This window comes from Arthrobacter sp. FW306-1B-G06A (assembly GCF_058781765.1).
Window position 1 is genome coordinate 21,313 of record NZ_JBYSXB010000024.1, and the last position, 22,126, is coordinate 43,438.

General features: G+C 63.3%; 18 protein-coding genes and 1 pseudogene. 11 read left to right on the forward strand and 8 right to left on the reverse strand.

The genetic code is table 11. The features are described from left to right. Positions 1-82: 82 nt before the first annotated feature. From AC3WJM_RS13620 to AC3WJM_RS13640, 5 genes are all read left to right on the forward strand, one after another. A complete protein-coding gene (locus AC3WJM_RS13620; protein WP_492272132.1) occupies positions 83-1,438 on the forward strand; it encodes a type III PLP-dependent enzyme domain-containing protein in 1,356 nt (451 codons plus the stop codon). A 34-nt stretch (positions 1,439-1,472) separates the two neighbouring features. Further along, positions 1,473-2,351: an aminotransferase class IV gene (locus tag AC3WJM_RS13625; protein WP_492272133.1), complete on the forward strand. Its 879-nt coding sequence runs from the start codon at positions 1,473-1,475 to the stop codon at positions 2,349-2,351. 644 nt (positions 2,352-2,995) lie between these two features. Continuing rightward, positions 2,996-3,124 carry a hypothetical protein gene (locus AC3WJM_RS13630; protein ID WP_492272134.1) on the forward strand — a complete coding sequence of 43 codons (129 nt, stop codon included), beginning with the start codon at positions 2,996-2,998 and terminating at the stop codon, positions 3,122-3,124. A gap of 9 nt (positions 3,125-3,133) precedes the next feature. Further along, positions 3,134-3,478, forward strand: coding sequence for a hypothetical protein (locus AC3WJM_RS13635; protein ID WP_492272135.1), 345 nt, complete (start codon positions 3,134-3,136; stop codon positions 3,476-3,478). Positions 3,479-3,522: 44 nt separating this feature from the next. After that, complete coding sequence (locus tag AC3WJM_RS13640) at positions 3,523-5,670, forward strand: hypothetical protein (protein ID WP_492272136.1); 2,148 nt, start codon at positions 3,523-3,525, stop codon at positions 5,668-5,670. Between the two features lie 203 nt (positions 5,671-5,873). On the opposite strand, the gene AC3WJM_RS13645 is transcribed toward AC3WJM_RS13640, so the two are convergent. Then, complete coding sequence (locus AC3WJM_RS13645) at positions 5,874-6,632, reverse strand: DNA-binding protein (RefSeq protein WP_492272137.1); 759 nt, start codon at positions 6,630-6,632, stop codon at positions 5,874-5,876. An 859-nt stretch (positions 6,633-7,491) separates the two neighbouring features. Further along, positions 7,492-8,253 carry a GntR family transcriptional regulator gene (locus tag AC3WJM_RS13650; protein ID WP_492272138.1) on the reverse strand — a complete coding sequence of 254 codons (762 nt, stop codon included), beginning with the start codon at positions 8,251-8,253 and terminating at the stop codon, positions 7,492-7,494. A gap of 248 nt (positions 8,254-8,501) precedes the next feature. Here AC3WJM_RS13650 and AC3WJM_RS13655 point away from each other — a divergent pair, with 248 nt between their 5' ends. From AC3WJM_RS13655 to AC3WJM_RS13680, 6 genes are read left to right on the forward strand one after another with little or no spacing between them, the layout of a single operon-like run. Then, on the forward strand, positions 8,502-9,446 hold the full coding sequence (locus AC3WJM_RS13655; RefSeq protein ID WP_492272139.1) for a carbohydrate ABC transporter permease: 945 nt from the start codon (positions 8,502-8,504) through the stop codon (positions 9,444-9,446). Then, positions 9,443-10,270 (forward strand): carbohydrate ABC transporter permease, encoded by an 828-nt coding sequence (locus AC3WJM_RS13660; protein ID WP_492272140.1) that lies wholly within the window; start codon positions 9,443-9,445, stop codon positions 10,268-10,270. Before AC3WJM_RS13655 ends, AC3WJM_RS13660 begins: the two co-directional genes overlap by 4 nt. A 47-nt stretch (positions 10,271-10,317) precedes the next feature. Beyond that, positions 10,318-11,622, forward strand: a complete 1,305-nt coding sequence (locus AC3WJM_RS13665; protein ID WP_492272141.1) for a type 2 periplasmic-binding domain-containing protein — start codon at positions 10,318-10,320, stop codon at positions 11,620-11,622. Next, positions 11,622-12,737: an ABC transporter ATP-binding protein gene (locus AC3WJM_RS13670; protein ID WP_492272186.1), complete on the forward strand. Its 1,116-nt coding sequence runs from the start codon at positions 11,622-11,624 to the stop codon at positions 12,735-12,737. Before AC3WJM_RS13665 ends, AC3WJM_RS13670 begins: the two co-directional genes overlap by 1 nt. After that, positions 12,730-14,922 (forward strand): outer membrane protein assembly factor BamB family protein, encoded by a 2,193-nt coding sequence (locus tag AC3WJM_RS13675; protein ID WP_492272142.1) that lies wholly within the window; start codon positions 12,730-12,732, stop codon positions 14,920-14,922. The genes AC3WJM_RS13670 and AC3WJM_RS13675 overlap by 8 nt, the downstream gene beginning before the upstream one ends. Positions 14,923-14,957: 35 nt before the next feature. After that, a complete protein-coding gene (locus AC3WJM_RS13680; RefSeq protein WP_492272143.1) occupies positions 14,958-15,635 on the forward strand; it encodes an HAD family hydrolase in 678 nt (225 codons plus the stop codon). A gap of 214 nt (positions 15,636-15,849) precedes the next feature. On the opposite strand, the pseudogene AC3WJM_RS13685 reads toward AC3WJM_RS13680, so the two are convergent. The 6 genes and pseudogenes from AC3WJM_RS13685 to AC3WJM_RS13710 all read right to left on the reverse strand — a co-directional run. After that, positions 15,850-16,326 (reverse strand): annotated as a pseudogene (locus tag AC3WJM_RS13685) (recombinase family protein); the annotation flags it as partial. A 30-nt stretch (positions 16,327-16,356) separates the two neighbouring features. Then, a complete protein-coding gene (locus tag AC3WJM_RS13690; protein ID WP_492272144.1) occupies positions 16,357-16,974 on the reverse strand; it encodes a PIN domain-containing protein in 618 nt (205 codons plus the stop codon). A 38-nt stretch (positions 16,975-17,012) separates the two neighbouring features. Next, positions 17,013-17,474, reverse strand: coding sequence for a helix-turn-helix domain-containing protein (locus AC3WJM_RS13695; RefSeq protein WP_492272145.1), 462 nt, complete (start codon positions 17,472-17,474; stop codon positions 17,013-17,015). 1,817 nt (positions 17,475-19,291) lie between these two features. Continuing rightward, a complete protein-coding gene (locus tag AC3WJM_RS13700) occupies positions 19,292-20,086 on the reverse strand; it encodes an inositol monophosphatase family protein (protein ID WP_492272146.1) in 795 nt (264 codons plus the stop codon). 174 nt (positions 20,087-20,260) lie between these two features. Continuing rightward, the gene (locus AC3WJM_RS13705) at positions 20,261-21,403 is read right to left on the reverse strand and encodes an alpha-D-ribose 1-methylphosphonate 5-triphosphate diphosphatase (RefSeq protein WP_492272147.1); all 1,143 of its coding nucleotides are present in this window, start codon (positions 21,401-21,403) and stop codon (positions 20,261-20,263) included. Then, entirely contained in the window at positions 21,400-22,125 is a 726-nt protein-coding gene (locus AC3WJM_RS13710) for a phosphonate C-P lyase system protein PhnL (protein WP_492272148.1), read from the reverse strand. The genes AC3WJM_RS13705 and AC3WJM_RS13710 overlap by 4 nt, the downstream gene beginning before the upstream one ends. Between the last annotated feature and the right edge of the window lies 1 nt (position 22,126).

A 22,126-nucleotide genomic window follows, 5' to 3' on the forward strand; every position in this document is an offset into this window, starting at 1 on the left:
CGTTTTAATAACATCTGCTCCTGAGTGGTCCTTGCCACCTGCTTCCGGCAGGAACTGATCAGCGACGAAAGGCCGTGATTACATGAACGAATCCCCCACCCTTGTCCTCCCGACAGCCGAGACGCTACGGCTTCGCCGTCAAGAAGTCGTCGGTGAAATAGCCCTCCGGGGTCTCATGACAGATGAAGAGCCGCTTTGCGGCGTCATCGACCTCGACACTGCGGACGAACTGATCGAGGCACTCAAATCCGTCTATCCGGAATCCCTCCCGGCCCTGCACACCGTGGCAGCGAAGGCCATCACCCTGCGTCCGGTCTTGGCCCACTACGCCCAGGCCGGGCTGGGATGCGAAGTAGCCAGCCCTGGCGAACTACAGCTCGCTCTCACCTCGGGGTTCTCCCCCGACCGGATCATTTTTGACTCCCCGGCCAAGACCCGTTCCGAAATCGCGACCGCCCTTCGCCTCGGCGTGTCCTTCAACGTGGACAGCTTCGAGGAGCTCGCGCGAGTGGACGATCTCATTGCCGAAATCGACGGCCCTCTTCCGCACATAGGCGTGCGGATCAACCCCCAAACGGGAGCAGGGACCATCGACGCCATGAGCACGGCCACCGACACCTCCAAATTCGGGATCGGACTCAATGACCACCGGGAAGCACTTATCGAAGCCTTCGCTACCAGGCCATGGCTCAACCAGCTGCATGTCCACAGCGGATCCCAAGGCCTCAATCTGGAACACAACGCCCAAGGCATCCGCCTCATTGTGGACCTTGCCGACGCTATCGCCCACAGGGTCGGCCATGACCAGGTCCGACGCATTGACGTCGGCGGCGGGCTCTCCGTGAACTTTGAATCAGATGAGATCACTCCCACCTTTCAGGATCACCGCTCAGTCCTTGAAACCCATGTCCCCGAGCTGTTCAACGGACGGTTCACCCTGATAACAGAATTCGGGCGCGCATTGACCGCCAAAGCCGGCACCCTGGTCAGCCGGGTCGAATACGCCAAGTCAACGGGTGGGCGACCCATCGCGATCACCCATGCAGGAGTTCAAGTAGCAACCCGCACCGTGTTCATGCCACAACACTGGCCATTGCGGATTGAAGTTTTCGACTCAGCAGGGGTGCAGCGCACCGGCCACCCCATAGTCCAGGACATCGCCGGCCCGGCCTGCTTCTCCGGTGACATGCTCGCAGTGGGCAGGGAGCTGCCGGCAGTCGCATCATCGGACCTGATTGCTCTGCCCGAGACCGGTGGCTACTACTTCTCCAGCCACTTCTCCTATAACGCTTTGGCGCGCCCGGCCATCTATGCCGTCTTCACCGATGATGCCGGTCAGCGCCAATGGTGGCTGGCCCGCCGTGCGCAAACCCTGGAACAGATCGTTGCCGAAGCCGGAGAACCGGTCCTCACTCCGCTCTCGCACATCCCCGCCTGAGCAGACCCCCACCAACCAACCGACAGGACACACCGTGCAAGCCCAAACCTTATTTTTCGCCTACCCCATACAGGGCGAGGTCACCAGATCCTCAGCAATCTCACGACGGCCAGTTGCCGCTCCAACCATTTCCGTACTTGACTCCGCCGCGGAGCGAGGCGACGGCGTCTTCGAAACCTTCGGCGTCATCGGACAAACCGCCCAAGCGCTCGACCCTCACCTGAACCGACTCAAAACGAGCGCCCGCCTGTTGGATCTGCCCGATCCCGACAAAGACGAGCTCCGGCGAATAGTCATGAACACCGCCGGTCTGACCGATCCAAACGGCGAGCATTCCCTGAAGCTCGTACTGACTCGCGGAGGGCCGGGAACAAACGGTCGTCCGGCAGCCTGGATCATCCTTTCTGACATGCCCGACTACAAGACAGTCCGCAAAGAGGGGCTGCGCGTTATCACCCTGAACAAGGGCTATCACAGCTCACTCGTCGCGGAGGAACCCTGGCTTCTTTTCGGGGCAAAGCACCTGTCATACGCGCAGCACATGGCGGCACTGCGCGAAGCACGGCGCCGCGACGCTGAAGAGGTCATCTTCACAACGGCCGACCGCCTGCTGCTTGAAGGCCCGACTTCGACCCTCATTGTGCGGCAGGGCGACCAGCTCCTAACCCCCGATCCCGAACTGGGAATCCTTCACGGCACCACCCAACGCGACATCTTCGCGCACGTCAAACAGCTCGGGCTGCAAGGAAAGTACGAGCGGCTCACGAAGGACGCGCTGCTCGATGCCGACGCCGCCTGGCTTGTTTCAAGCGTACGCATGAGCGTTCCGGTGACCCATGTAGATGGAGTGGAAATCAAACGCGACCGTGGGCTCACCGACCAACTCAACGAGTTCCTGCTGAACCGACGCTGAGGCAACAACCGAACTCCATCCGCGAACCAAATACTGGTAAAAGAAGGGTCAAGATATGGACGTTCACGCTCAGACAGACTGGCAGCGCACCTTGGGACAGTGTGTCGAAATCCGACGGAATGCCGAAGTCCTCCGAAGTGGAGTAGTCGAAGCTGTCATGCCGGATAGCTCAATACTGTGGATCGCAGCTTCGGGTGCGCTCCCCCGCAGCATGTTTGAACGCCGCGAAGGCCACGAGGTCTTGTTCGCTCCTCCTGGCATGAGAACCCGGGGCAAGCAAGCTAAGCAACCACACCGGCATATAGCAGACCAAAAAAGCACCGCCGACGAGAAGTCCCGTCCCCAACGGGCCCTTCGGCTTCCTGCCCTAAGCCCGCCGTCATCGGCAAGGTGCCGAAACCTATCGAAAGGCTTGCGCAGTCCGACGTGACACATTTGGATATGCCCAATCTCAGCCATGGATCTCGAAACCCTAGGGAGGCGAGACGTCTCACCGACCCGGTGACCCTGCAAGGTTAGTGCCTCCAATTTTCGCGGGATCGTGCGGGTTCGTCCGCGACCGGCGATTCTTGCAACTATGTCTCATAACCTTCTGGTTGAATCGGCGTATTCACCGTTAGCTACGAGACACACCGGAGCAGCCCATGACGAAAGTGATCGGCTATGGGCGCGTTTCCACGCGCCAGGAGTCCACCGACCGGCAGCAGGCAGACCTCCTGGCCGCCGGCGACTCGAAACGCGGCCTGCAGAGCAATACGGTGCTCGCCCATTAGGCTCGATGCATGACAGACGCCCTTGGTGAACTAGTCCTGCTTGACGACGACGAACTCTTCGGAATGCTCGGCAAAGCCACCGGGCCGAAGGACTTCGGCCTCAACGACATTCAGGCTTACGCGCGGTTGGGCCGTGCCTGGTTTCAGCAGAACGCCCGGCAGCTGCAGGAGAGGATTTGCTTGAACGAGGGGGTGCAGGTCTTCCTCGATGGCGGCACCGAGTACAACGCCGTCATGGAGGCTGCTACGGTGGTCGACGCGGTAGCCGGGGTGCTCGACCAGAAGACGCTCTTTCTGTTCGCGGTGCTGGTGGCGAAGCTAGGCCTAACGTCCTACTGCAATCGCAAGTCGTGACCGGGCCGCCCAAGCCTTCGCCTGCACAACTCCTGGCTGAGGAGATGACGCTGCTGGGGCGCCGCGACGTGCCTGACGATCAACGGGAGCGCCTGCTGGCGCATGTGAAGGAGGCGATCGACCAGGGGTTCACCGCGCGTAGCGAGGAGGTAGTCGAGGCCTTGATGAGCATGGAATTCGACGACTGGCCCGCGCAGCTCTCGAGGTCGCTGTTCGGCGAAGTGTTGGCCGACGTCGACCTCCTGCCGGCGAGTCTCTTCACGGAGAACCTGAACCGACTCCGCCGTACGCATCTAGCGTTCCTGCCGTCGCAGTCGTGGAGCGCGATGACCGTTCCGGCTGGGGACTCCTACCTCATCGCCATCGACCAAGAGGTGCCCTCCGCGCTCTACTTCCTCGCCAAGCTCATGATCATTCGCTGGACGGTCCAATTCGGCGAGGACGTTGTCGATGCGGAACTCGACCGCGTCGGCGCCGAGATCCCCACTGAGGTTCTTGCCCGCCTCGTAAGGTGCTACTTCGGTGCGGCCCAGCTTGACGGCTCGTTCCTGCTGCCCACAGTGATTCGGAACACCGAGTCGCAACTCACGGTGGCGCTGAGTGCGACGCTCCACGCGGAGAGGTTCCTGATCCACCACGAGGCCCAGCACATCACCCTGGGTCACTTGGATCCTGACGCGGAACCCATGGCACCGACCACGATGGATGCCGGCGTCCGGCAGGAGTTGGAGGCCGACGCCGGGGCCGTAGCTGCGACGTTCGCTCGGTTCGTCAACCACGAGCTCGACGACGACGAGCAGTTTGAGCTGCTTATGGCGCTCTGCGGGATGCGGTTACTGTTCGAGGCTCAGGACATGGTGGAGCGATCGTACTTCCTGCTCCGCCCGCCGTCCCATCCTTCGCCGCAGGTTCGCTACGAGGCGTTAAAGGAGGCGGCTCTGAAAGCGTGGATACCAGCCGAGGTGCTGAAGACGGCCGACGAACTAACAAGCACGCTAGCCGAGATCTGCGACCAGAGCCGCAGCTTGGAGCCTCGGCCACGGCATCAGGAGTCGTTGCGCGATGTGCTTCAAAGGTATCCCCACTTCCCACCCAGAGCCGATGCGGCGCACTGGCAGGTCGTGGATAACACCGAGGAGACACTACGGGTACTTGCGCTCTCGATCCCCCAGCATCTGGCGGAGCTGACCCGCGGGGTGGGCGCCCCAACCTTCGCAGATCAGCTCCGGATCATCCAGTTGTCGGTTGAGTTACATACGCGTGAAATGTACGAAGAGGTCTTCGACGATCCCGAGACCATGGCGACCATGTACCGTTTCGGGGACCTGGACCTCAACAATCCGGAGGAACGGTGGCGGCGGACCGCAGCGCTTTTCTTCGACTCGACATGGGGCGCCCGGATACTCCCACGCGTGCTTGGCCCTGCCATCAAGAAGATGCGGGAGGCAGTGGACAACGGCAGCGGTCTCTCCTCTGATCAGCTCACAAGTTGGGTTGGATCCTGCGTGCCGGGGGAGGCAGTTCTGCCAGGTGTGGCGTTGCTTCAGCGGATGCTACGCGATCCCAGCGCCGAGAGGATCATCCACTTAATCGCAGCGGAGGATCTCACCGGAATGGAACACCGGCTCATGATGGCCACTGACGGGGAGAGCCCTGCGTCGTTCGTTCCCGAATGGGCCTATCACCCCGGCCCGTTAGGGCGCCGGACGCACCTTCTCGTGGAAGATCTCGTGCCCTCCGCTGCCGATCTGCTTGGGACCTGGCTACTCGAGGCTGACGAAGCGATCTGGCGCTTCTCGATGGACGGCGGGTCGGCCTTCTCCGAGCTCTACAGACGAGCGCGAGCGGGCGCTGCCAACGGGATCGAGCAGGGTGACGAGGCGGGTTCCGACACCGTCACGGCGTACCTGCGAATGATCGCGCTAGCAAAGCCCAGGCACGCGCGCCTCTGCGAGGCAAGAAGCCAGGACCAGGAGGCTTTTCGCCAAATGCATGATTTGCTTCCGGCACTAGGCATCCTGGCTGGTCCGGATCGCACCTTGGAGCTGGCCCTACACCTCGGGACGAAGGCCGCGGAACGCGGTTGGTTTCCCGAGGTTAGCCAGGTGGTCGAATTCCTTGAGGCGTCGTCAGCCCCGTTCCACGGGGCAGCTGCTAAGTTGAGGGCGCTGTCGGTTCCCGAACATCTATAGGGTAGGAACGGAGGACCCGTCGATTGGCACTACGACGTCACCTTTGAAATGCTCCCGGGCGGGCCCATGTAGCTACGGAGCCGAAGGACAGTCATACTCGGATCCGAGTGTTGTCTCTTGATATCAGGTCCCCTGTTCTCGGCATGAGCGGATGAACATGCCACACTGCCGACCACGCCATGTGGTGCAGCTGAAGGAATGGCTCACGGGACACGGAAACCGCCAAAGTGAGACGTGATGACCTCGGTGGAAACATGCCCGACGAGCCTCATGACCCACGGACGGCGGGTGATACTCCACCAGGTCTGCGGCAGGGCAGGAACTTTACCTGGCCGGCGTCCGCGGTCGTGAAGTACGGGGGAAAGCTCTCGGGTTTGGCCTTGCTCACTCCCCCGCGCCCTTTGTCTCCGGTGCGACCCGCTGCAGTAAGGCGTTGTGGACTGTTCAAGGGTGGTGGCGCGGACCTCGGCCGTTGCCAGTCTGCGTGCCGCGTCCGCGGCTTCCTTGGCGGCGGCCCGCTCGGCCTCGCGGGAATCCTCCAGCTGTTTGCCGATCACGGCGAGCTGGCGCTCCAGTGCGCTGCGTTGGGCTTCGAGCCGGGTGATTTCCCCGGCGTGGGCGGCCGCGGCGGCGTCCTGCTCAGTGGCTGCCTGGTCCAGGTCGGCGACGAGTTCGGCGATTTCCTGGTCTTTGTCTTTGCGTTCCTGTGACCAGAGGGCTTCGACGGCGGCGTGGCGTTCAGCGGCCAGGGCGGATGCTTCGGCCCAGCAGGCTCCGGCGAGGCGGGCTGCCTGTTCCAGCAGGGTTGCGGGGGTGGAGGCGACCTGTCCGCCGGCGGCCTGTTTTTCCTCGGTCCATTCCTTCAGGTACCGGGTGGCGTCGGCGTTACTCACGCCGGCGGCCGCGCGGACCGTGGACACGGTGGGCCGGCGCTCGGCACTGATCTGCTCGGGCCGCGGCATAGACGCGGTCCTTCACGCTCGACGTCATCAAAGCACCTCTTCGATTCCGAGTAGTAGGAGTAGTATCAGTACTACTCCTACTACTGTTTGGTATGAAACCCTTGGCTGAGCGCGACACCGGGGCCCTGGCAGATCGCCAGGCGGGGACTGGATCGCAGTTGCGGCAGCTGCTGACCGCTGGCGCGGACGGGGACTGGATCTGTGGCGGCTAGCCGGACATTGACCGGGCTGGCGGCGGAGCGTTCGCCGGGGGGGCGGCCGGGATACGCTTACGGATGCCCAGCCCGGCGAGCACGCTCCTGATCCCTGGAACGCCAGGTCCTGATAGAGGGGGCACCGCGTGAAGCAACTGGATGACTGCCTCCACAACATCTCCCACTAACCGCGATGAGCCAGATAGCCAGGCGTGGTGACGTGCCGCTGTGGTCAGCCGGTTGGGTGATGGTTCCTGCCGTCCAGGTAAGTGCGGGGAAATCCGCTTACGGAGCTTTTGCCGTGCCCGGGTGGGCAAAGGCCGGATACGGGCCCCAGTCGTCCGCGGTCGTCGACGCCGGCATCCGCGAGATGAAGGGCGGCGTTTCGGATACGCTGGCTCCTCCTGGGGCTGTGGGTGACTGCCCCTGTGCACACCCTGGATCGGGCCTGGCTGTGCTCTTGGTTTCAGGCTGGGTGGTGTCGTCGGCGTCAGGCCGACTGGCGCGTTTCTGCGCGGTGGGATTCCGGCCATTCAGTGAGCGCCCGGCGCACAAGCTGCCTCTCGGGTGGAGGTCGCGTCTATTTGGGGCCGTGCTTCAATGACGATCGACCGTGCCATCCCCCACGGCAGCCTGCGACCGTGAGCGCGCAGGCCGCAGGAGGTTCATTTGCTGAGTTCGAGCGTCATCTGGACCACGTCGGGTCGCATCCACGAATCACCCGTGACCAGCGGGAGCCCTGTGAGCGCATCTTCTACGGTCGAGGTGGTGTGCATGACCACTGGCTGCCCCTCGAACTCCAGATTGCGCCCGACGTCTTCGGGCACAATCGTCAGGTCCGCGCGGATCCATCGGCGTTGTGGATGGTATCCCAGTGACTCGAGAAGGAGGACCTGAGAGCCGCCTCGTCCCAGCAGGTGGTCGATGTGCGGCGCCAGACCAGGCCGGAACCACACGCGCGACTCTTCTGCGATCAGACCGTCCACATAACAGAGCCGGTCGACCATGAGGGCGGGTTCGCCGACCTCGAGCTTGAGTTCCGTGCGCACGGACTCCGTCGGCGCCTCCTCGACGACCCGGAGGACGCGGTTCTCCGGCACGCCCCCGGCCTCACGAACGGCTTGGGACCAGCTCGGGGACGACCCGACGCGGGTCACGATCTCGAGCCGGCGGGCAACGAACGAACCGCGTGCGCGCATCCGGGTGATGAGAAAACGCCGCTCCAACTCCTGAAACGCCGCGCGCGCGGTGAGCCGGCTCACGCCGTGCATCCGGGCGAGCTCGTTCTCCGACGGCAGCTGATGTCCCGGGGGCAGGGTGGCGATCTGCGAGGCGAGCTCGTTTGCTACGCGCAAGTAGGTGGAGACGCGCGTGACCGCACCTGACTGTACCGACGTGTCGATGGGATTCTCCCGTCTCAGGTCCAAGGTCGCGGGCCCGCCGGGTGCGGGTCGATGACTCAGAACACCCGAAAGTCTAGTGCAGATTCCCGACTTGCGACCCATCCGAACGACCGGGCGAGACCAGATAGAAACCTATATATACAAGATGTCTACTGGTCTTTACCGAATCGGGAGGATTTGTTCATTTTCCGTTCGCGCGGTCCCCGGATGCTGTTCACGTCATCATCAGGTCAGCCCCGCGATCCAATGCGGAGCCGAGAGTTCGGAGAAGCATGATCGAAGAGTTCCCAGGTACGGTCCAGCAGGCCCCCGCGCGGGCCGCTCGGCCTGAGCATCGATATGGACGCGGCATGGGCCGGCTCGCGCCCGGTGCTCTGGTCATGCCGGTGATGGCGTTCCTCCTTGCCTTCGTGCTCCTCCCCGCGTTGCTTGCGCTGGTGAGCTCGCTGTTCCGGATCCGCCTCGGTTCCCAGAACCAGGCAGTCTGGACTGGTATCGGAAATTATCAGCGGATCTTCACCGATCCGACGGTGCTGCAGGCGATGGCGAATACCGTGTTCTACTGCGCAATGACCATCCTGCCGAGCATCGCCCTCGGTCTCGGTCTGGCGCTAATGACCAATTCCCTGCGACGGGGGCGTGCGGTCGTCGAGGCCCTGTTGTTCCTTCCGTTCACCGCGAACCTCGTCGCGATGGCCGTGGTGTTTCAGTACGTTTTCACCCTCCGCGGCGGGTTCCTCAATCAGCTCACTGCAATGGTCGGTCTCGCGCCGCTGAATTATCTCGGTGACGTGCATCTCGCGCTGCCGACGATCGCGGCGATCGGGGTGTGGCGGGCAACATCGCTGGCGATGCTCATGTACCTCGCCGGGCTGACCACGATCTCCACCGCTGTGCGTGAAGCAGCGGTAGTCGATGGCGTCGTTGGCTGGCGACGGCTGCGCTGGATCACGCTGCCGCTGTTGCGACCGGTGACGCTCTTTGTGCTGGTCCTCACCACGCTGCAGTCCGTGCAGGTTTTCGACACGATCAATGTGCTCACGCGGGGTGGACCGCTCAACGCGACCCAGACCGTGCTCACCGAGACCTGGCAGCTCGGATTCATCAACTACGACCTCGGGCAGGCCGCGGCGCTCTCAGCGGTGCTGCTGTTCATCCTCATCACCTTGGGGACGCTGCTGCGCCGTCGCGCATTCGAGGAAGGTGCATCCGCATGAGCTGGGCACTCGTCGGCCGTTTCCTTCGCATCGCGGCGATCGTGATTGCCTGCGCGTTCGCGATCTTCCCATTCGTCTGGATGCTCCGTACCTCCGTCGCATCGGCGGACGCGATCGTCGTTGACGGGATCTCACCGCTCCCGGGTTCGTTTGACTTGTCGAACTTCGTACGCGCCTGGACCCAAGCCGACCTCGGACACGCCATGCTCGTCGGCGCGATCGTCACGGTCTCGATCCTTGCCCTGCAACTCGTAACCTGCGTGCCGGCTGCCTACGCGTTCGCGAAGCTCCGGTTCCGTGGCAAGCGCGCCGCTTATGTGATCGTTCTCGCCTCGTTCCTGGTCCCGGCGCAGGCAACCGCGTTGCCCCTCTACATTGGGATCAGTCATCTCGGGCTTTCGAACACTCTGACGGCTCTCATTGTGCCGTTCGGGACGAGTGCGTTCGGTGTGTTCCTTCTCCGCCAGCACATGACGACGATCCCCGACGCCCTGATTGACGCGGCGCGTTCCGACGGGCTCGGGACGATTCAAACGATCTGGCGAGTGGTCGTCCCGTCCAGTCGCCCTGCAATCGCATCCTTCGCCCTCTTCTCGGTCTTCTTCCACTGGAACGACTACCTGTGGCCCTTGCTCGTGTCGCGCAGCGCCGAACTGCGCACTCCGCCACTGGCGGTGGCCGTGTTCAACCAAGCGGAAGTCGGCCAGGACTTCGGCGCGCTCAGCGCAAGCGCGGTGATCATCACCATCCCGATCCTGAACCTTTTCCTCATCCTCCGACGGCGATTCGTCGCTGGGATCGCCGGCGGCGAGCTCCCCGGATGAGGCGTCATCTAGTCCCCAGAACCCACAACATCGAAGGAAGAACCCCTATGTCCGAGTTTCGCAAGTGCCTCGCTGTCGCCCTGTCCCTCGGCGTCGGCCTGCCTGTCGCACTCGTCGGGTGCGCGTCAAACGACAGCACCACCGGTTCCGCCGCGGCGGCGGCCACCGCCAAGCCGATCACACAATGCACCCCCTCCGGACGCACCATCACTGCCGAGTACGCCTCGCAGGGCGAGGCCGCGGTCAACATCGCCAAGCCCATCCTGGAGAAGAATTTCCCGGGCCTGACCGTGAAGCTCAAGGAGGTGACGATCCAGAGCTACGACCAGCTGACCCAGGCCTTGACGGCCGACATCGCCGCGGGCTCGAGGCCCGACGTGGCAATGGTCGGCCTTTCGCAGGTCAGCTACTACGTCGACCGGTTCAAGCCCCAGCCCCTGGACGAATCGGCACTCAACTCCACCTACATCAAGCGATACCTGGCCGCAGGCACCGTCAACGGCACCGCGTACGTTGCTCCTGCCCAGGTGTCGGTGCCGGCGCTCTTCATGAACAAGACCCTCGCCGCCAAGGCGGGGATCACGCAGGCCCCGACAACCATGGCGGAGATGCTCGAGGACGCCCGGAAGATCAAGAAGGCCACGGGCATCGCGTCCGTCCAGCTCTCGACAGACGCGTCCGCGGAATTTACTGCGCAGGGGATCGTGCAAACAGCGGGGGCAAAGTGGATCAACGACGATGGTACCGCCGGATTCGACACCGACGCGGGTCGTCAGGCCCTGTCCGTGTACGAAACCCTCGGGAAAGAAGGGCTGCAGGACCCGATGACGAGCGCTGAGGCGACGACCGCGTTCAACGCCGGGCGCATGGCGTTCTGGGTCTCGGGAAACACAACGGCCTCCTCAACCCGCGCCGCGGTCGGGGACAAGTTCGACTGGAGCGTCTCCGCCCTGCCCGTGGTCGATGCGTCGCAGAAGGACGCCGCCCTGCCCGCAGGTGGCAACGGTTGGACCGTCCTGTCCGAGGACTCCTGCCAGGCCGCCTATGCCGGGCAGATGATCAAGCTGATGCTCGACCCGGAGGCTCTCAAAGCAAGCCAGAAACAGTACAGCTACATCCCCGTCGACGCCAAGGAGAAGGACGAGCTCCTCGCCACGTCCGACGCGAACACGCAGCTCGGCTGGGGCTGGCGATACGACGGCACCCCGACCACGTGGGCCGCATGGCCCAACGGCGCGACCGGACAGGCCAACCAAGTCGTAGCCCAGATGCTTCAGAGCCTGATCCGGGGCAGCGACACGAAGCAGACTGTCGGGAACGCCGCCAAGCAGATCAACGCGGTCGTCAAGTGATGGCCTCCGTTCAGCTCCGGGAGGTATCAAAGCGGTTCGGGAACGTTGTCGCCGTTGCCGAAACATCGTTCGACCTCACCGACGGCGAAAGCCTCGTCATCCTGGGGCCCTCCGGATCCGGGAAGAGCACGCTCCTGCGGCTCATCGCCGGGCTCGAGGAAGCCGATGGCGGCGACATCTTCATCCGCGGCGTCCAGCAAGCCACCCTGCCCGCACACAAGCGCGACATCGCGATCGTGTTCCAGAACTTCGCGCTATACCCCCATCTGTCGGCGAGGGACAACATCACGCTCGGCCTCCGCCACGGGATCGGACTCTCGAAGCGGGAGGCCGCCGCACGAGCCACCGAGATCGCCGCGCGGCTCGGCATCTCCGACCTCCTGCCGAGGCTTCCCAAGCAGATGTCCGGCGGCCAGCGACAGCGCGTCGCACTCGCCCGCGCGCTCGCGCGGCAAGCAGGGGTTGTCCTGCTTGACGAGCCGCTGTCCGGTCTCGACGCGCAGCTGCGCATGGTCCTTCGCGCCGAGATCGCAGAGATCATGCGGTCCACGGGCGCGACGACGATTCACGTCACCCACGACCAGACCGATGCCATGGCTATGGCCGATCGTGTCGCGGTGATCCGCGACGGGCACATCGAACAGCTGGGCACGCCACACGAGGTGTACGACACGCCAGCGACGCTGTTCGTCGCTCAGTTCATCGGAGTTCCGCCGATGAACATCATGGACGGCACCCTCATAGCGGCGTCCCGGTGGGAGACGCCGTTTGGTCACATCGATCTGCCGGGCCTGGACACGGGCGGATCCCGTATCGCGCTCGGGATCCGCCCGGAGGCGATCAAGACAGATGCATTCGGATCTGACTTCGAGCTCACGGCGGAGGTCATCCTGGTCGAACACGAAGGGGCCTCAAGCATCCTGCACCTCCACTCAAGGGGCACCGGCCTGCCGAGCGCAACCCTGCGGGCGCGAATCCCGGCGAAGACCACGCTCCGGCCAGGCGACACGACGACCATCGGTCTTAGCGAGAGCGACATCCATCTGTTCGATGCGGACGGTCACCGGATCGGCACGTTGGAATCCTTCAAACGAAAGGAGCCGCAGCGTGTATGAAAACGAAGATGTCATCACGGGCCGCGTCGTCACGAAAAAGGGAATCCCGATCCCGGACGTGATGGTGAACAACCTCACGAACGTCACCACTACCGACGCCGACGGTGAGTTCCGGATCGCCCGCAGCGAATTTGTCAGCATTTCGATACCCCGCGGTTACACCACCAAGACCTGGTGGGCGCGCCCCGAGGATACGCATGTCCCGGACTTCGTCCTCGAGCCGCAGGAACAGTCGCTGCCCATCCGTCTGCTGCACGCCACCGACCTCCACGTCACCGGATCGAATGGCCGCGCCGCCGAAGTAGGGGCGGCCGAACCTCCACAGGCTCATCAAGCCGCGGCACTGCTTGCCGATAGCGTTCGAGCTCACGGTCCGTTTCATGCTGCACTCTTGACCGGGGATCTCGTCGACGTCGGCACGCCGGAGGAATACCGGGCCTTCCTAACGATCCTCGAAGGGTCAGATCTGCCGGTTCTCCCTCTCCCGGGGAACGCCGACCACAAGACAGGCGACCGGCACGCGTTAAGCCTGACAGACACCGACTATCTGATCAACGGCGTCAGCAGCGCCCTGTGGGAGGACCACGTCGGCCCGCGATGGTATTCGCGCGATATTGCCGATCTGCACATCGTCGCGATGGATTGGAACACATGGGAGCGTCGCGTAGACCGAGATCGCCAGAATCGTTGGATCCGGAACGACCTGACGGCGACGGGGAACCGTCCGTGGATCCTGCTCGCGCACGATGTGCCAAACCAAATCTTCTTCGAGCAGCTCCCTTCGCAACCTCTGGCGGTCCTCACCGGTCACTGGCACACGGACCGTGTGACGACGCACCGAGGCGTGAAATTCATCAACACACCGAGCGCGCTCTACGCCGGTCTCGACCACTCGGCGCCGAGCGTGCGCATCATCACCTGGGACGCTGCCGGCATTCACGCCTCGGACATCGTCGCTGCCGAAAGACGAGCCACTTCTGCCTCGCCCGGCCAATGGCGCACGCGCCTGGCTGGGAGCGGCCGGATCGCCGGCGGACCGGTTGTCGCGGACGACCGGGTTGTTCTGGCCGGCGTGGGCAGAACCGCCGGAACCGGTCGTGTATCAGCGTTCGACATCAGCAGTGGTGCCGAACTGTGGACGACCGATCTCGCGAATCCGGTCGCAGCCGCCCCGGTTATGACTGGCGAGGCACTCGTCGTACACGACGTCACGGGAGCTGCGGTCGGAATCGATCCGGTGGACGGATCCGTGCTGTGGGCCGACGAATCAGAGGACCCGCTCCGAGACTGGGTTATGGCCCGTCCCGTCGCGGCGTCCAGCCGAGTGATCGTCGGCTACCCCGGAACGTTGCGGTGCCTAGACCCGCGCACCGGTGAACGGCTATGGACCTATCCGCGTCAATGGCCGCACTTCAACATCGTTCCGCACGCCGGGATCACGTCGACGGGCAGCCAGCTGCTCATCGGTGCGGCGCCGCTCCGACCGGCGCTTACCGCACTGACGGCCACAGGTCATGCGATCTGGCAGCTGGACTCCCCCTTCGTGGCCGGTGACAGCCGCAAAACTCCGCACCCCCCGATCGACACATCCAGCCAGCGAAGCCAAGCCGCAGATCATCTCGACGCATTGGGCTGGTCCCCTACCGGCCCCGGGGCACATCATCCGAGCGGCATCACCGTTTTCCCCGCGTCGCGGCACGTATATGCGGTCGATGCCAGTGGAAATGTGCGATGGGACGTCGCGGTGGAATCGGTACACGGAGCCGGCGCTCCGGCGATCTTCCACGACACAGCCATCATCGTTGCATCCGACCGGCTGCTCCGCTCGATCCGGGTCAGCGATGGCACGACGGTCTGGGAACGACGATTCGACACCGACGCGCTCGAACCCCACATCCCCATGAGAGGTCGTCCGCACGGACCATTGCTAGGTGGTCCTTCCGTCACGAGCGAACAGGTCATCGTCCCGGGCATGGACGGTAACATCCACATCCTCGATGCCGCCACGGGAACGCAAGTGCAGACCCACCACGTCGGCAGCGCCGTTCTGGCGCGGCCCCTCGCCACCGATTCGCTCATTCTGGCCAGTTCCACCAATGGCGATCTGGTTGCGATCCCGCGGGACCAAGGACGGATCATGACGCCGTCGCAATCGCCCAGCGAACGACCAAACAACGAAAGGTAAAGATCATTTCACATCACCCCATAATCGAGGCCGTCGTGTTCGACTGCGACGGCACCCTCATCGACAGCGCCTCCGCATACCAGGCCGCGTTCATACGCGGCGCAGCGGCGTTCGGCTACGACCTCACCCCGGCCAGGTACGCCAAACTCGAGGGAACGCACCCGACACACGGTGCCGGTGTGATCAGCGAAGCAACCGGTGTGCCAGCAGGCCGGATCCTCACGCGAATCACCGCCGAGTTGGAGCAGGAAGTCGAAGCCAGACCGGCGAGCCCCATGCCGGGAGCCATCGCACTCATCGAATCGCTACACGGACGGCTGCCCCTTGCCATTGCGACAAACGGTGTCGGCCCCGTAGCGATTCGCATGCTGGGGCGGGCAGGTCTTCTCGACGCATTCGAAACAGTATGCACAGCCGACGAGGCGGGCGAGCCGAAGCCCTCACCCGCCGTATACGAACTGGCTGCCAGCCGCCTCGGGGCGTCGCCTGCGACGACCATTGGAGTGGAGGATTCTCCAGTCGGAGCACGCGCGGTAAAAAACGCGAACATGCGACTGATCTGGGTGACCTCGATTCCCGCCGACTCCGAGGCCGGCCCGGTACTTCTGGACGATGACGACTTGAGGACGCATTCGCTTGAAGACGACGCAGTGGCGGCGTTCATCCTCGGCGCCCGCGTGAATTCGACATCAATCTCCCGGTTCTTCCCCTGAGACACGATTCGACCGACGACGTCCACGCGAAACCGTCCACACCTCGGTGTGGACGATCATTTTCATTGCTACCCCGATCGGCTCGGCATCGACTCGCGTCCGGTAAGGTCCGGCCGGGGACGGCAAGTAAAATAGCATAGTCGGGACTCAGATTGCACAATCGCTCATGGATGCCGACCAGTGGTGTTCCAAACGCGATCTCGCATCCAGGCGTCTATCGGGAAAGGAGCTTTTGGCCGGCGGGGCGCAGTTCCCCGGTGGGTGAGACGTACCGGTAGATGGTCTGGCGGGTGATGCCCAGTTCCGCACAGAGGTCACTGACTTTGGTTTTGGGTTTGCCCAAGGAAGCCATAGCGAGACGGAGTTTCGCCGGGGTCATCTTGTAAGGGCGCCCGCCGCTGCGGCCCCGCGCACGGGCGGAAGCGAGCCCGGCGAGGGTGCGTTCGGAGATCAGTTCGCGCTCGAATTCGGCGAGGGCCGCGAAAATCCCGAAGACGAGTTTGCCGGAGGCGGTCGTGGTGTCGATGGAGGCGCCCTGCCCGGCGAGGACTTTCAGGCCGATGCCGCGTTCGGTCAGGTCATGGACGAGGTTAATCAGGTGCCGCAGGTCCCGGCCCAGCCTATTCAGTTTCCAGATGACCATGATGTCTTCACTGTCACGCAACGCCTTCAGACAGGCGGCCAGTTCCGGGCGGTCTTCCCTGGTTCTAAGACGACGTCTTCACGCCTCCGAGGTGTCTGCTGTCATCAGGATGCGCGTGTCTACGTGTTGCAGGTGTTCCCTGACCCGTGCGGCAAACATCGGTGCGCCGGCTTTTTTCAGGCGTAGCGGGAGGTCAACGCCATCGTCCACAGAAGATTTCCGGTGGTAGTGGAGAAGCTGCTGTTCGGTTACGGTTCGGACAGCCTGAGGGGCTCCGTCATCAACCAGGATCAGGAATTCGTCCGGATGATAGATCTCATAGGGCAGGTCAATGCCGTAAGGGAAGTCCTTCCCATTCGCCGTAACAACTATGTCCACGGCGCCGTGGACCGCGGCGGCATGGATGTGGGCGTCACCTATGTCGGGATACTCCAGCCCAGAATCGATCTGATACCCAGTGATCTGACCACCGGCGAAAGCCTTTTCGAGGTTACGGCGGATTCCGCCGACCTGCTGTTCAGACCACAAAGGATACTTTTTTCGGAGTTGATACAGGGTCTCAGCCATGATGTCCTCGGTCCAAGTCACATTGAAGAGACCGGGCGCCTCATTCTGCAGAAGCGCAATCCAGTCGCGGAGCGTTTTGGAATAGAGGATGTTCGCGTCCGGAAGGACGATGGTGACCGCCGAGCTCATAGCTTGCACTTTACAGCTTCGGCTGTCACCGCCCTGGACTAATCGTCAACGCCCAATTCATCCTCGAGAGCTCGAAGTTCTTCGAGACCCTGACGACGGGCAGCGGTCCTGGCATCTCTGTACTTCTGAACGTCCTCGGTGAAAACCCGAGTGTGGGATCCAACCCTATGCGCCGGCAGTTCGTTCTTGTTGACGAGCTGCATCAAAGTAGGGCGCGAAATACCAAGCATCTTCGCCGCAGTAGTTGTCGTCAGTTCCTGGGGAAGGGTCCCGATCGTAACCGTGCCACCACGACCGATCGCCTCGACAATTTTGCGCAGGAGAACCGTGAGCTCCGCTGGTGCTTCAACGGAGTTCCCCGCGGCGTCCTTTAGGGCTAGCCTGACCGAATCATTAGCCGTCTTTGTGCGCAGCCGTGCAGCAAGCTCTCGCGCTTGGGTGTTTTCTTGTTCCGTCGTGGTGACAACTGTTTTTTCAGTCCGGTCCAATAAAGCGGACATCCTTCGCCTCCCTCGGCGTACCTTCCTTAATGTTCCCTTACAGTATGTTACTTTCACTTATAAGTGCAAGTATGTGTGGCGAACAGCACTGGGCCGGGCAACGATACAGCCTCGTCAGATCACATGCCCACGGACACAGTTCCTTGGAAACGGAATACCGTCCCCCCGCTACTTTCCGCCGTCGTAACAAACCCCGGAAGTCCGCGAAATCATGGTGTCCCGTTATCTATGCCAAAAGTCCCGCCGAATTCGGGCGTAGGAAGACCATTTTCGGTACGGTTCGGGAATGGAGTTGGATACGCGTGTCTCGACCGGTCAGCTGGATGCATGGCGCGCCGCAACTGCCCCGCCGCGCTCGTACCGGGCACCGGCACGACGAACTGAACCCGGTGCGCGAAGTCTTCCGATAGCTCTGCGAAAGCCGCCGCTTATCGCCGTGATTTACAGACTATTGCGGGAGCCGGGGAGCATACTCCTATCCCGCACCAGGCGGGCCGCAAACCGACCCCGGGACTGACTGGAGGTAAAGCGCCACCAGGTACTTCGCCGAAGTGGCGAAGCTACTGAGGCCCCCATTGGCAGTTCAACACCGTGGTCAAATCGGTGGACGAGGCGCTTTGACCAACTGTCTCAACGCGTGAGGCCGGCGTCCTGTGGTGCTACTGCCGCCCGCGGGAGCCAAAGACAGCTGCGATGTCCTGGACGCCTTTCGTCTTTCCCGTTTTGGCAAGCACGGCCAAGCAAAGAATGAACGGTATCAATCGTTTTGAGCACGCAACGACTGACAGGCATAGGGATACGGACAGAAAATCGTAGGTCATGGGAACTCCTGCTGGCAGTTTCGAATAGGTGGTTGCCTAATGCCGCCGCGAAGCAAGTTATTTGCTGAAGGTGGCCACGGCCTCCGATCTCGCTTCGGAAGGGCCCCTTCAGTAGTTACCTTGAGCAATTCAGGTCGCGGGCCTACCACGATGCTCAGCCCCCTAGGAAGGCCACCAATAGAAATCTGCTACGGGCCCTAGGTCGGTATGCCCTAACACAGCGAAGTCGGGCCGCGCCCAACCAGACCTTTAGCGTCGGCTGCTTCCTGGTTCAACTGGCACACCGGTCCTGAATCAAACTGTCATATTCAAAACGACGCAACACATCTCGGTTACGACGTAAGCCTTCTGTCCTGGACGATCCTGACCATCCCCTCTCCCCCGCTGGACTCCGGGCGGGCCGCCCTCGCCAGGCTGGGAGCGTTGCATGACCGGCTGCCGACCTCGTTGGCCCCCGGCACGATCGACGCCTGGCTGGATCCCCGGGACAAGAACGTCTCGGCCTGCTCGACCTAGTGCGCGGTGACGCCGCAAACTGGAACCTGTGACCCAAACAAGAACTCACCGACCGTGCGGGGCCGGTTGCGGATCCGGCGTTCGTCATCCGCGGCATCCCAGACCCCTCCCGTCGAGTCGAGCTCCGCGATGCTGGCGACCTCGGAGATAGGGACGAAATGGTTCGGCGGAACCAACCGATCTGACCCTCGACTCTCCGCCCTTCCCATGGGCGCAGGTCAGGCCGGGCTGGCAATAGTCCTTGGGCTGGCCGAGCGGCCACACAAATACGGGCGACCGGCAGGCTTCGCCAGTTTCACCCAGCGCTTGCGCTGGATCGCCCGCAGAGACTGTCCCGCACGCGCATCGGCGCGGATCGCCGCATAGAGCTCAACTCGTTACCTCTTCGGCATCAAGCCTCCTGCGCCCTAAGCCGACGCAAGCCACATTTCCGTTCGAGGGCGCGGGAATGGGACAGCGAGGGCGCATCCTGCGTGCAGTTCAGCTCGGGCCGGAGGGCAGTGAGTTCTGCAGTGCTTCGAGCAGCTGCTCGCCGAGTTCCGGAGTCGCGGCGACGACACCGCTCCATCGACGGGTAAGGTCCGTGTCCAGGGTGATCGGCCGGCGGTGCGCGTCGAGAACGACACCGCCGGCTGCTGGCACCATTACCAATGCTGCAGCCAGGTCAACGAGTCGATGCGTGTCTGTTCCGGCATCGAGGAACGCATCGGTCGATCCCTGGGCGACGAGCGCGGACTCAAGACACGATGACGAGAGTACCCGGATGCGGGCCGCACGCCGGGTCACCGCCCACCACGCCTTCGCACTCGGCTCGTGCGGATGCGGGCGCAGGAGGGAGATCGCGGCTCCGTCCAGGTCCTGACGTCCCGAGGTGCGGTACTGGGTCTGCTGTCCTTTCCGTGCAGCCCAGGTCCGTCCGGTGTCGAGCCACATCGTCAGGGACTCGGTGAACTCGCCGTCGATTGCCAGTGCCCCGGCGAATGCCGTGAGCGGGACGCCGGCTGCGCCGTTGGCCGAGCCATCGAGCGGATCGATCACGAGAGTGATGGCACTGCCTCGGTCAAGCCAGCCGGTCTCTTCGGAGAGCAGATTGATCGGCAGCCGTTCCACCACCGCGAGGATCGCGTCCTCGACGATCCGGTCGATCCGCATTGTCGGTGTTCCGTCTGCACCCATGGCCACCTGCTCCGCGAGAGCGGCGCGGTCATGACTGGCCTGAGCATCGAGGTAGGCGACGCGCGCCGCTTCTGCGGTCTTCGCGAGCACACCGTTCACTGCTCAGTTCCCTCGGACATCAGGAGGCAGCGAGGTGATAGCAGGGACGATGGCACGTCATCGCGGCGCGATCCGTCGACAGTGTTCACGAGATCTCCAAGTGGTGGATTTCCGCTATTCGGACACGCCCTTTTCGAGGAGGACGAAGCTGCGGGCTCAGCGCCTTGGGCCCGGTCATTGCCAGGCCCCGAATGCCGGCCGGCCGCCGATCCAGGTCTGGGCCACGACCGGCTGTCCGTTGCGGTGCTCAACCGCAACGATGTCGGCTCGCTTCCCCGGCTCGAGGGTGCCTCGGTCGGCGAGGTTGGCAGCCCGGGCAGGGTTTGCGGTGCCCAAGGGAAGTACGTCGGCGAAGGAAGTGACGCCGTCCTCGACCACCTTGTAGAGTGCGCGCAGGAGTGCAGGCGGGTGATAGTCGGAGGCGACGATGCCCAGCAGATTAGCCTCGAGCGCTTCACGGGCGGACAGGTTTCCGTTGTGGCTACTGCCCCGGAGCAGGTTCGGTGCGCCCATCACCGTCGGGAGCCGGTAGTAGCGCGCCGCCTCGGCGGCTTCGCGGGTGACAGGGAATTCAATGATTCCCACGCCAAGCTCACGTGAGCGTTCGACGGCGTCACGATCGTTGTCGTCGTGCGAGACGAGGGTGATGCCGTGGACTTTGGCCAGCTCGGCAAGCTCGTTTCGGACGGCCTCGACATGGGCCCGCCGTTCACGACGCACGCTCAGGGGTTCCTCCTCACGGGCGCCGTCCCGCTCGGCGAAGGAACCTTGTCCGCTGGTGTCACCCAGATAGGACATCAGCGCGACGTCGCCGTCTGATGCCAGACGCCGGACGGTGTCGCCGTACTCAGTGGAGGGGTCCACGCGCAGGTGGACCCGGTGGTCGGAGCGCAGGTGCGGCCTGAGTCGGTGGAGGCTGCCGAAGGAAGCGAGTGCTTGTTCCAGCGACCTGTGCTTCGTGGTGTTGCCTTGAATGACGATGCAGGTGAAGTGGGTCGTGATGCCCCAGGCCACGGCTTCGGTGTCCAGCACCATCAACGCGTCGTCGAGGGGAAAGTCGGCGGAGGGGCGCGGCCGGGCCCGCTGGTCCCAGCAGTCCGAGTGAAGATCAACCAGCCCGGGGATCAAGTCGACGTCCCCGCACTCGATGACATCGGCGCCGGCTTCGGGGCGCGGCCCGACGGCCGCGATGGTGCCGTCTGAAATGGTGATGTAGCCCGGGGCCCCATCGCCAGGGTTACCGGCGGCTGTATATATCCGCGCTGCGTGCAGCGCAATCGGGTGACCGGCCGGTGGTTTGATGGCGGACTGGTTCATGAGATCTCCTGCAGTCGGATTTGGCGTTCGCTTGCGACTCGGCCGTCGGCCAGGGTGACGACTGAGTCGGCGACGCGAGCGATGACATCAGGGTCGTGAAAGACAGAGACAACCGCGGTCCCTCTCTCGGCCAGCCCTTCGATGCGCCCGAGAACCAGGTCCCGGTTCGCCGGATCGAGTGCTGAGATCGGCTCGTCCAGAAGGAGCAGCGGAGGCGGCGCAATCGTGCCGGCAGCGATATTGACCCGCTGTTTTTCGCCGCCCGACAACAAGGTCGGGTACACGTTCCAGAGGCGTTCGCCGACGTTGAGCTCGCGAAGGGTTGCCACGGCGGCCTCGCGCGCCTCGGCAGGCTCAAGTCCCAGTCGGCCGGCGGCCTTAGCCACCAGGTCGAGAACGCTCCTTCGAGGTTCGGAACGGAGGAACTGGGAGACATATCCGATGTGACGCTCACGCAGGTACGCAACGTCGTTGGCTTCCAACATCGCGAGGTCGGCATCCCCTTCTGCCGAATGCAGCACGACAGAGCCGCTGGTCGGCAGGTATGTCCTATAGATGCATTTCAACAGCGTGGATTTGCCGGAACCGTTGGTCCCTGCGAGGGCGACATGTTCGGCGCGCCTTACGGTCAGATCGACGCCACGCAACCCTTCGATACGTCTGCCCGTGTGATGAAGGACGAAGGTCTTGGTCAGATTTCGAACAGTGAGAACGGTGGTCATA

Bases quoted from the DNA above. Each gene is read 5' to 3' on its own strand.
- AC3WJM_RS13620 (WP_492272132.1), top strand. From the start codon at position 83: ATGAACGAATCCCCCACCCTTGTCCTCCCGACAGCCGAGACGCTACGG.
- AC3WJM_RS13630 (WP_492272134.1), top strand. From the start codon at position 2,996: ATGACGAAAGTGATCGGCTATGGGCGCGTTTCCACGCGCCAGGAGTCC.
- AC3WJM_RS13635 (WP_492272135.1), top strand. From the start codon at position 3,134: ATGACAGACGCCCTTGGTGAACTAGTCCTGCTTGACGACGACGAACTC.
- AC3WJM_RS13640 (WP_492272136.1), top strand. From the start codon at position 3,523: ATGACGCTGCTGGGGCGCCGCGACGTGCCTGACGATCAACGGGAGCGC.
- AC3WJM_RS13645 (WP_492272137.1), bottom strand. From the start codon at position 6,632: ATGCCGCGGCCCGAGCAGATCAGTGCCGAGCGCCGGCCCACCGTGTCC.
- AC3WJM_RS13655 (WP_492272139.1), top strand. From the start codon at position 8,502: ATGATCGAAGAGTTCCCAGGTACGGTCCAGCAGGCCCCCGCGCGGGCC.
- AC3WJM_RS13660 (WP_492272140.1), top strand. From the start codon at position 9,443: ATGAGCTGGGCACTCGTCGGCCGTTTCCTTCGCATCGCGGCGATCGTG.
- AC3WJM_RS13665 (WP_492272141.1), top strand. From the start codon at position 10,318: ATGTCCGAGTTTCGCAAGTGCCTCGCTGTCGCCCTGTCCCTCGGCGTC.
- AC3WJM_RS13670 (WP_492272186.1), top strand. From the start codon at position 11,622: ATGGCCTCCGTTCAGCTCCGGGAGGTATCAAAGCGGTTCGGGAACGTT.
- AC3WJM_RS13690 (WP_492272144.1), bottom strand. From the start codon at position 16,974: ATGAGCTCGGCGGTCACCATCGTCCTTCCGGACGCGAACATCCTCTAT.
- AC3WJM_RS13695 (WP_492272145.1), bottom strand. From the start codon at position 17,474: ATGTCCGCTTTATTGGACCGGACTGAAAAAACAGTTGTCACCACGACG.
- AC3WJM_RS13705 (WP_492272147.1), bottom strand. From the start codon at position 21,403: ATGAACCAGTCCGCCATCAAACCACCGGCCGGTCACCCGATTGCGCTG.
- AC3WJM_RS13710 (WP_492272148.1), bottom strand. From the start codon at position 22,125: ATGACCACCGTTCTCACTGTTCGAAATCTGACCAAGACCTTCGTCCTT.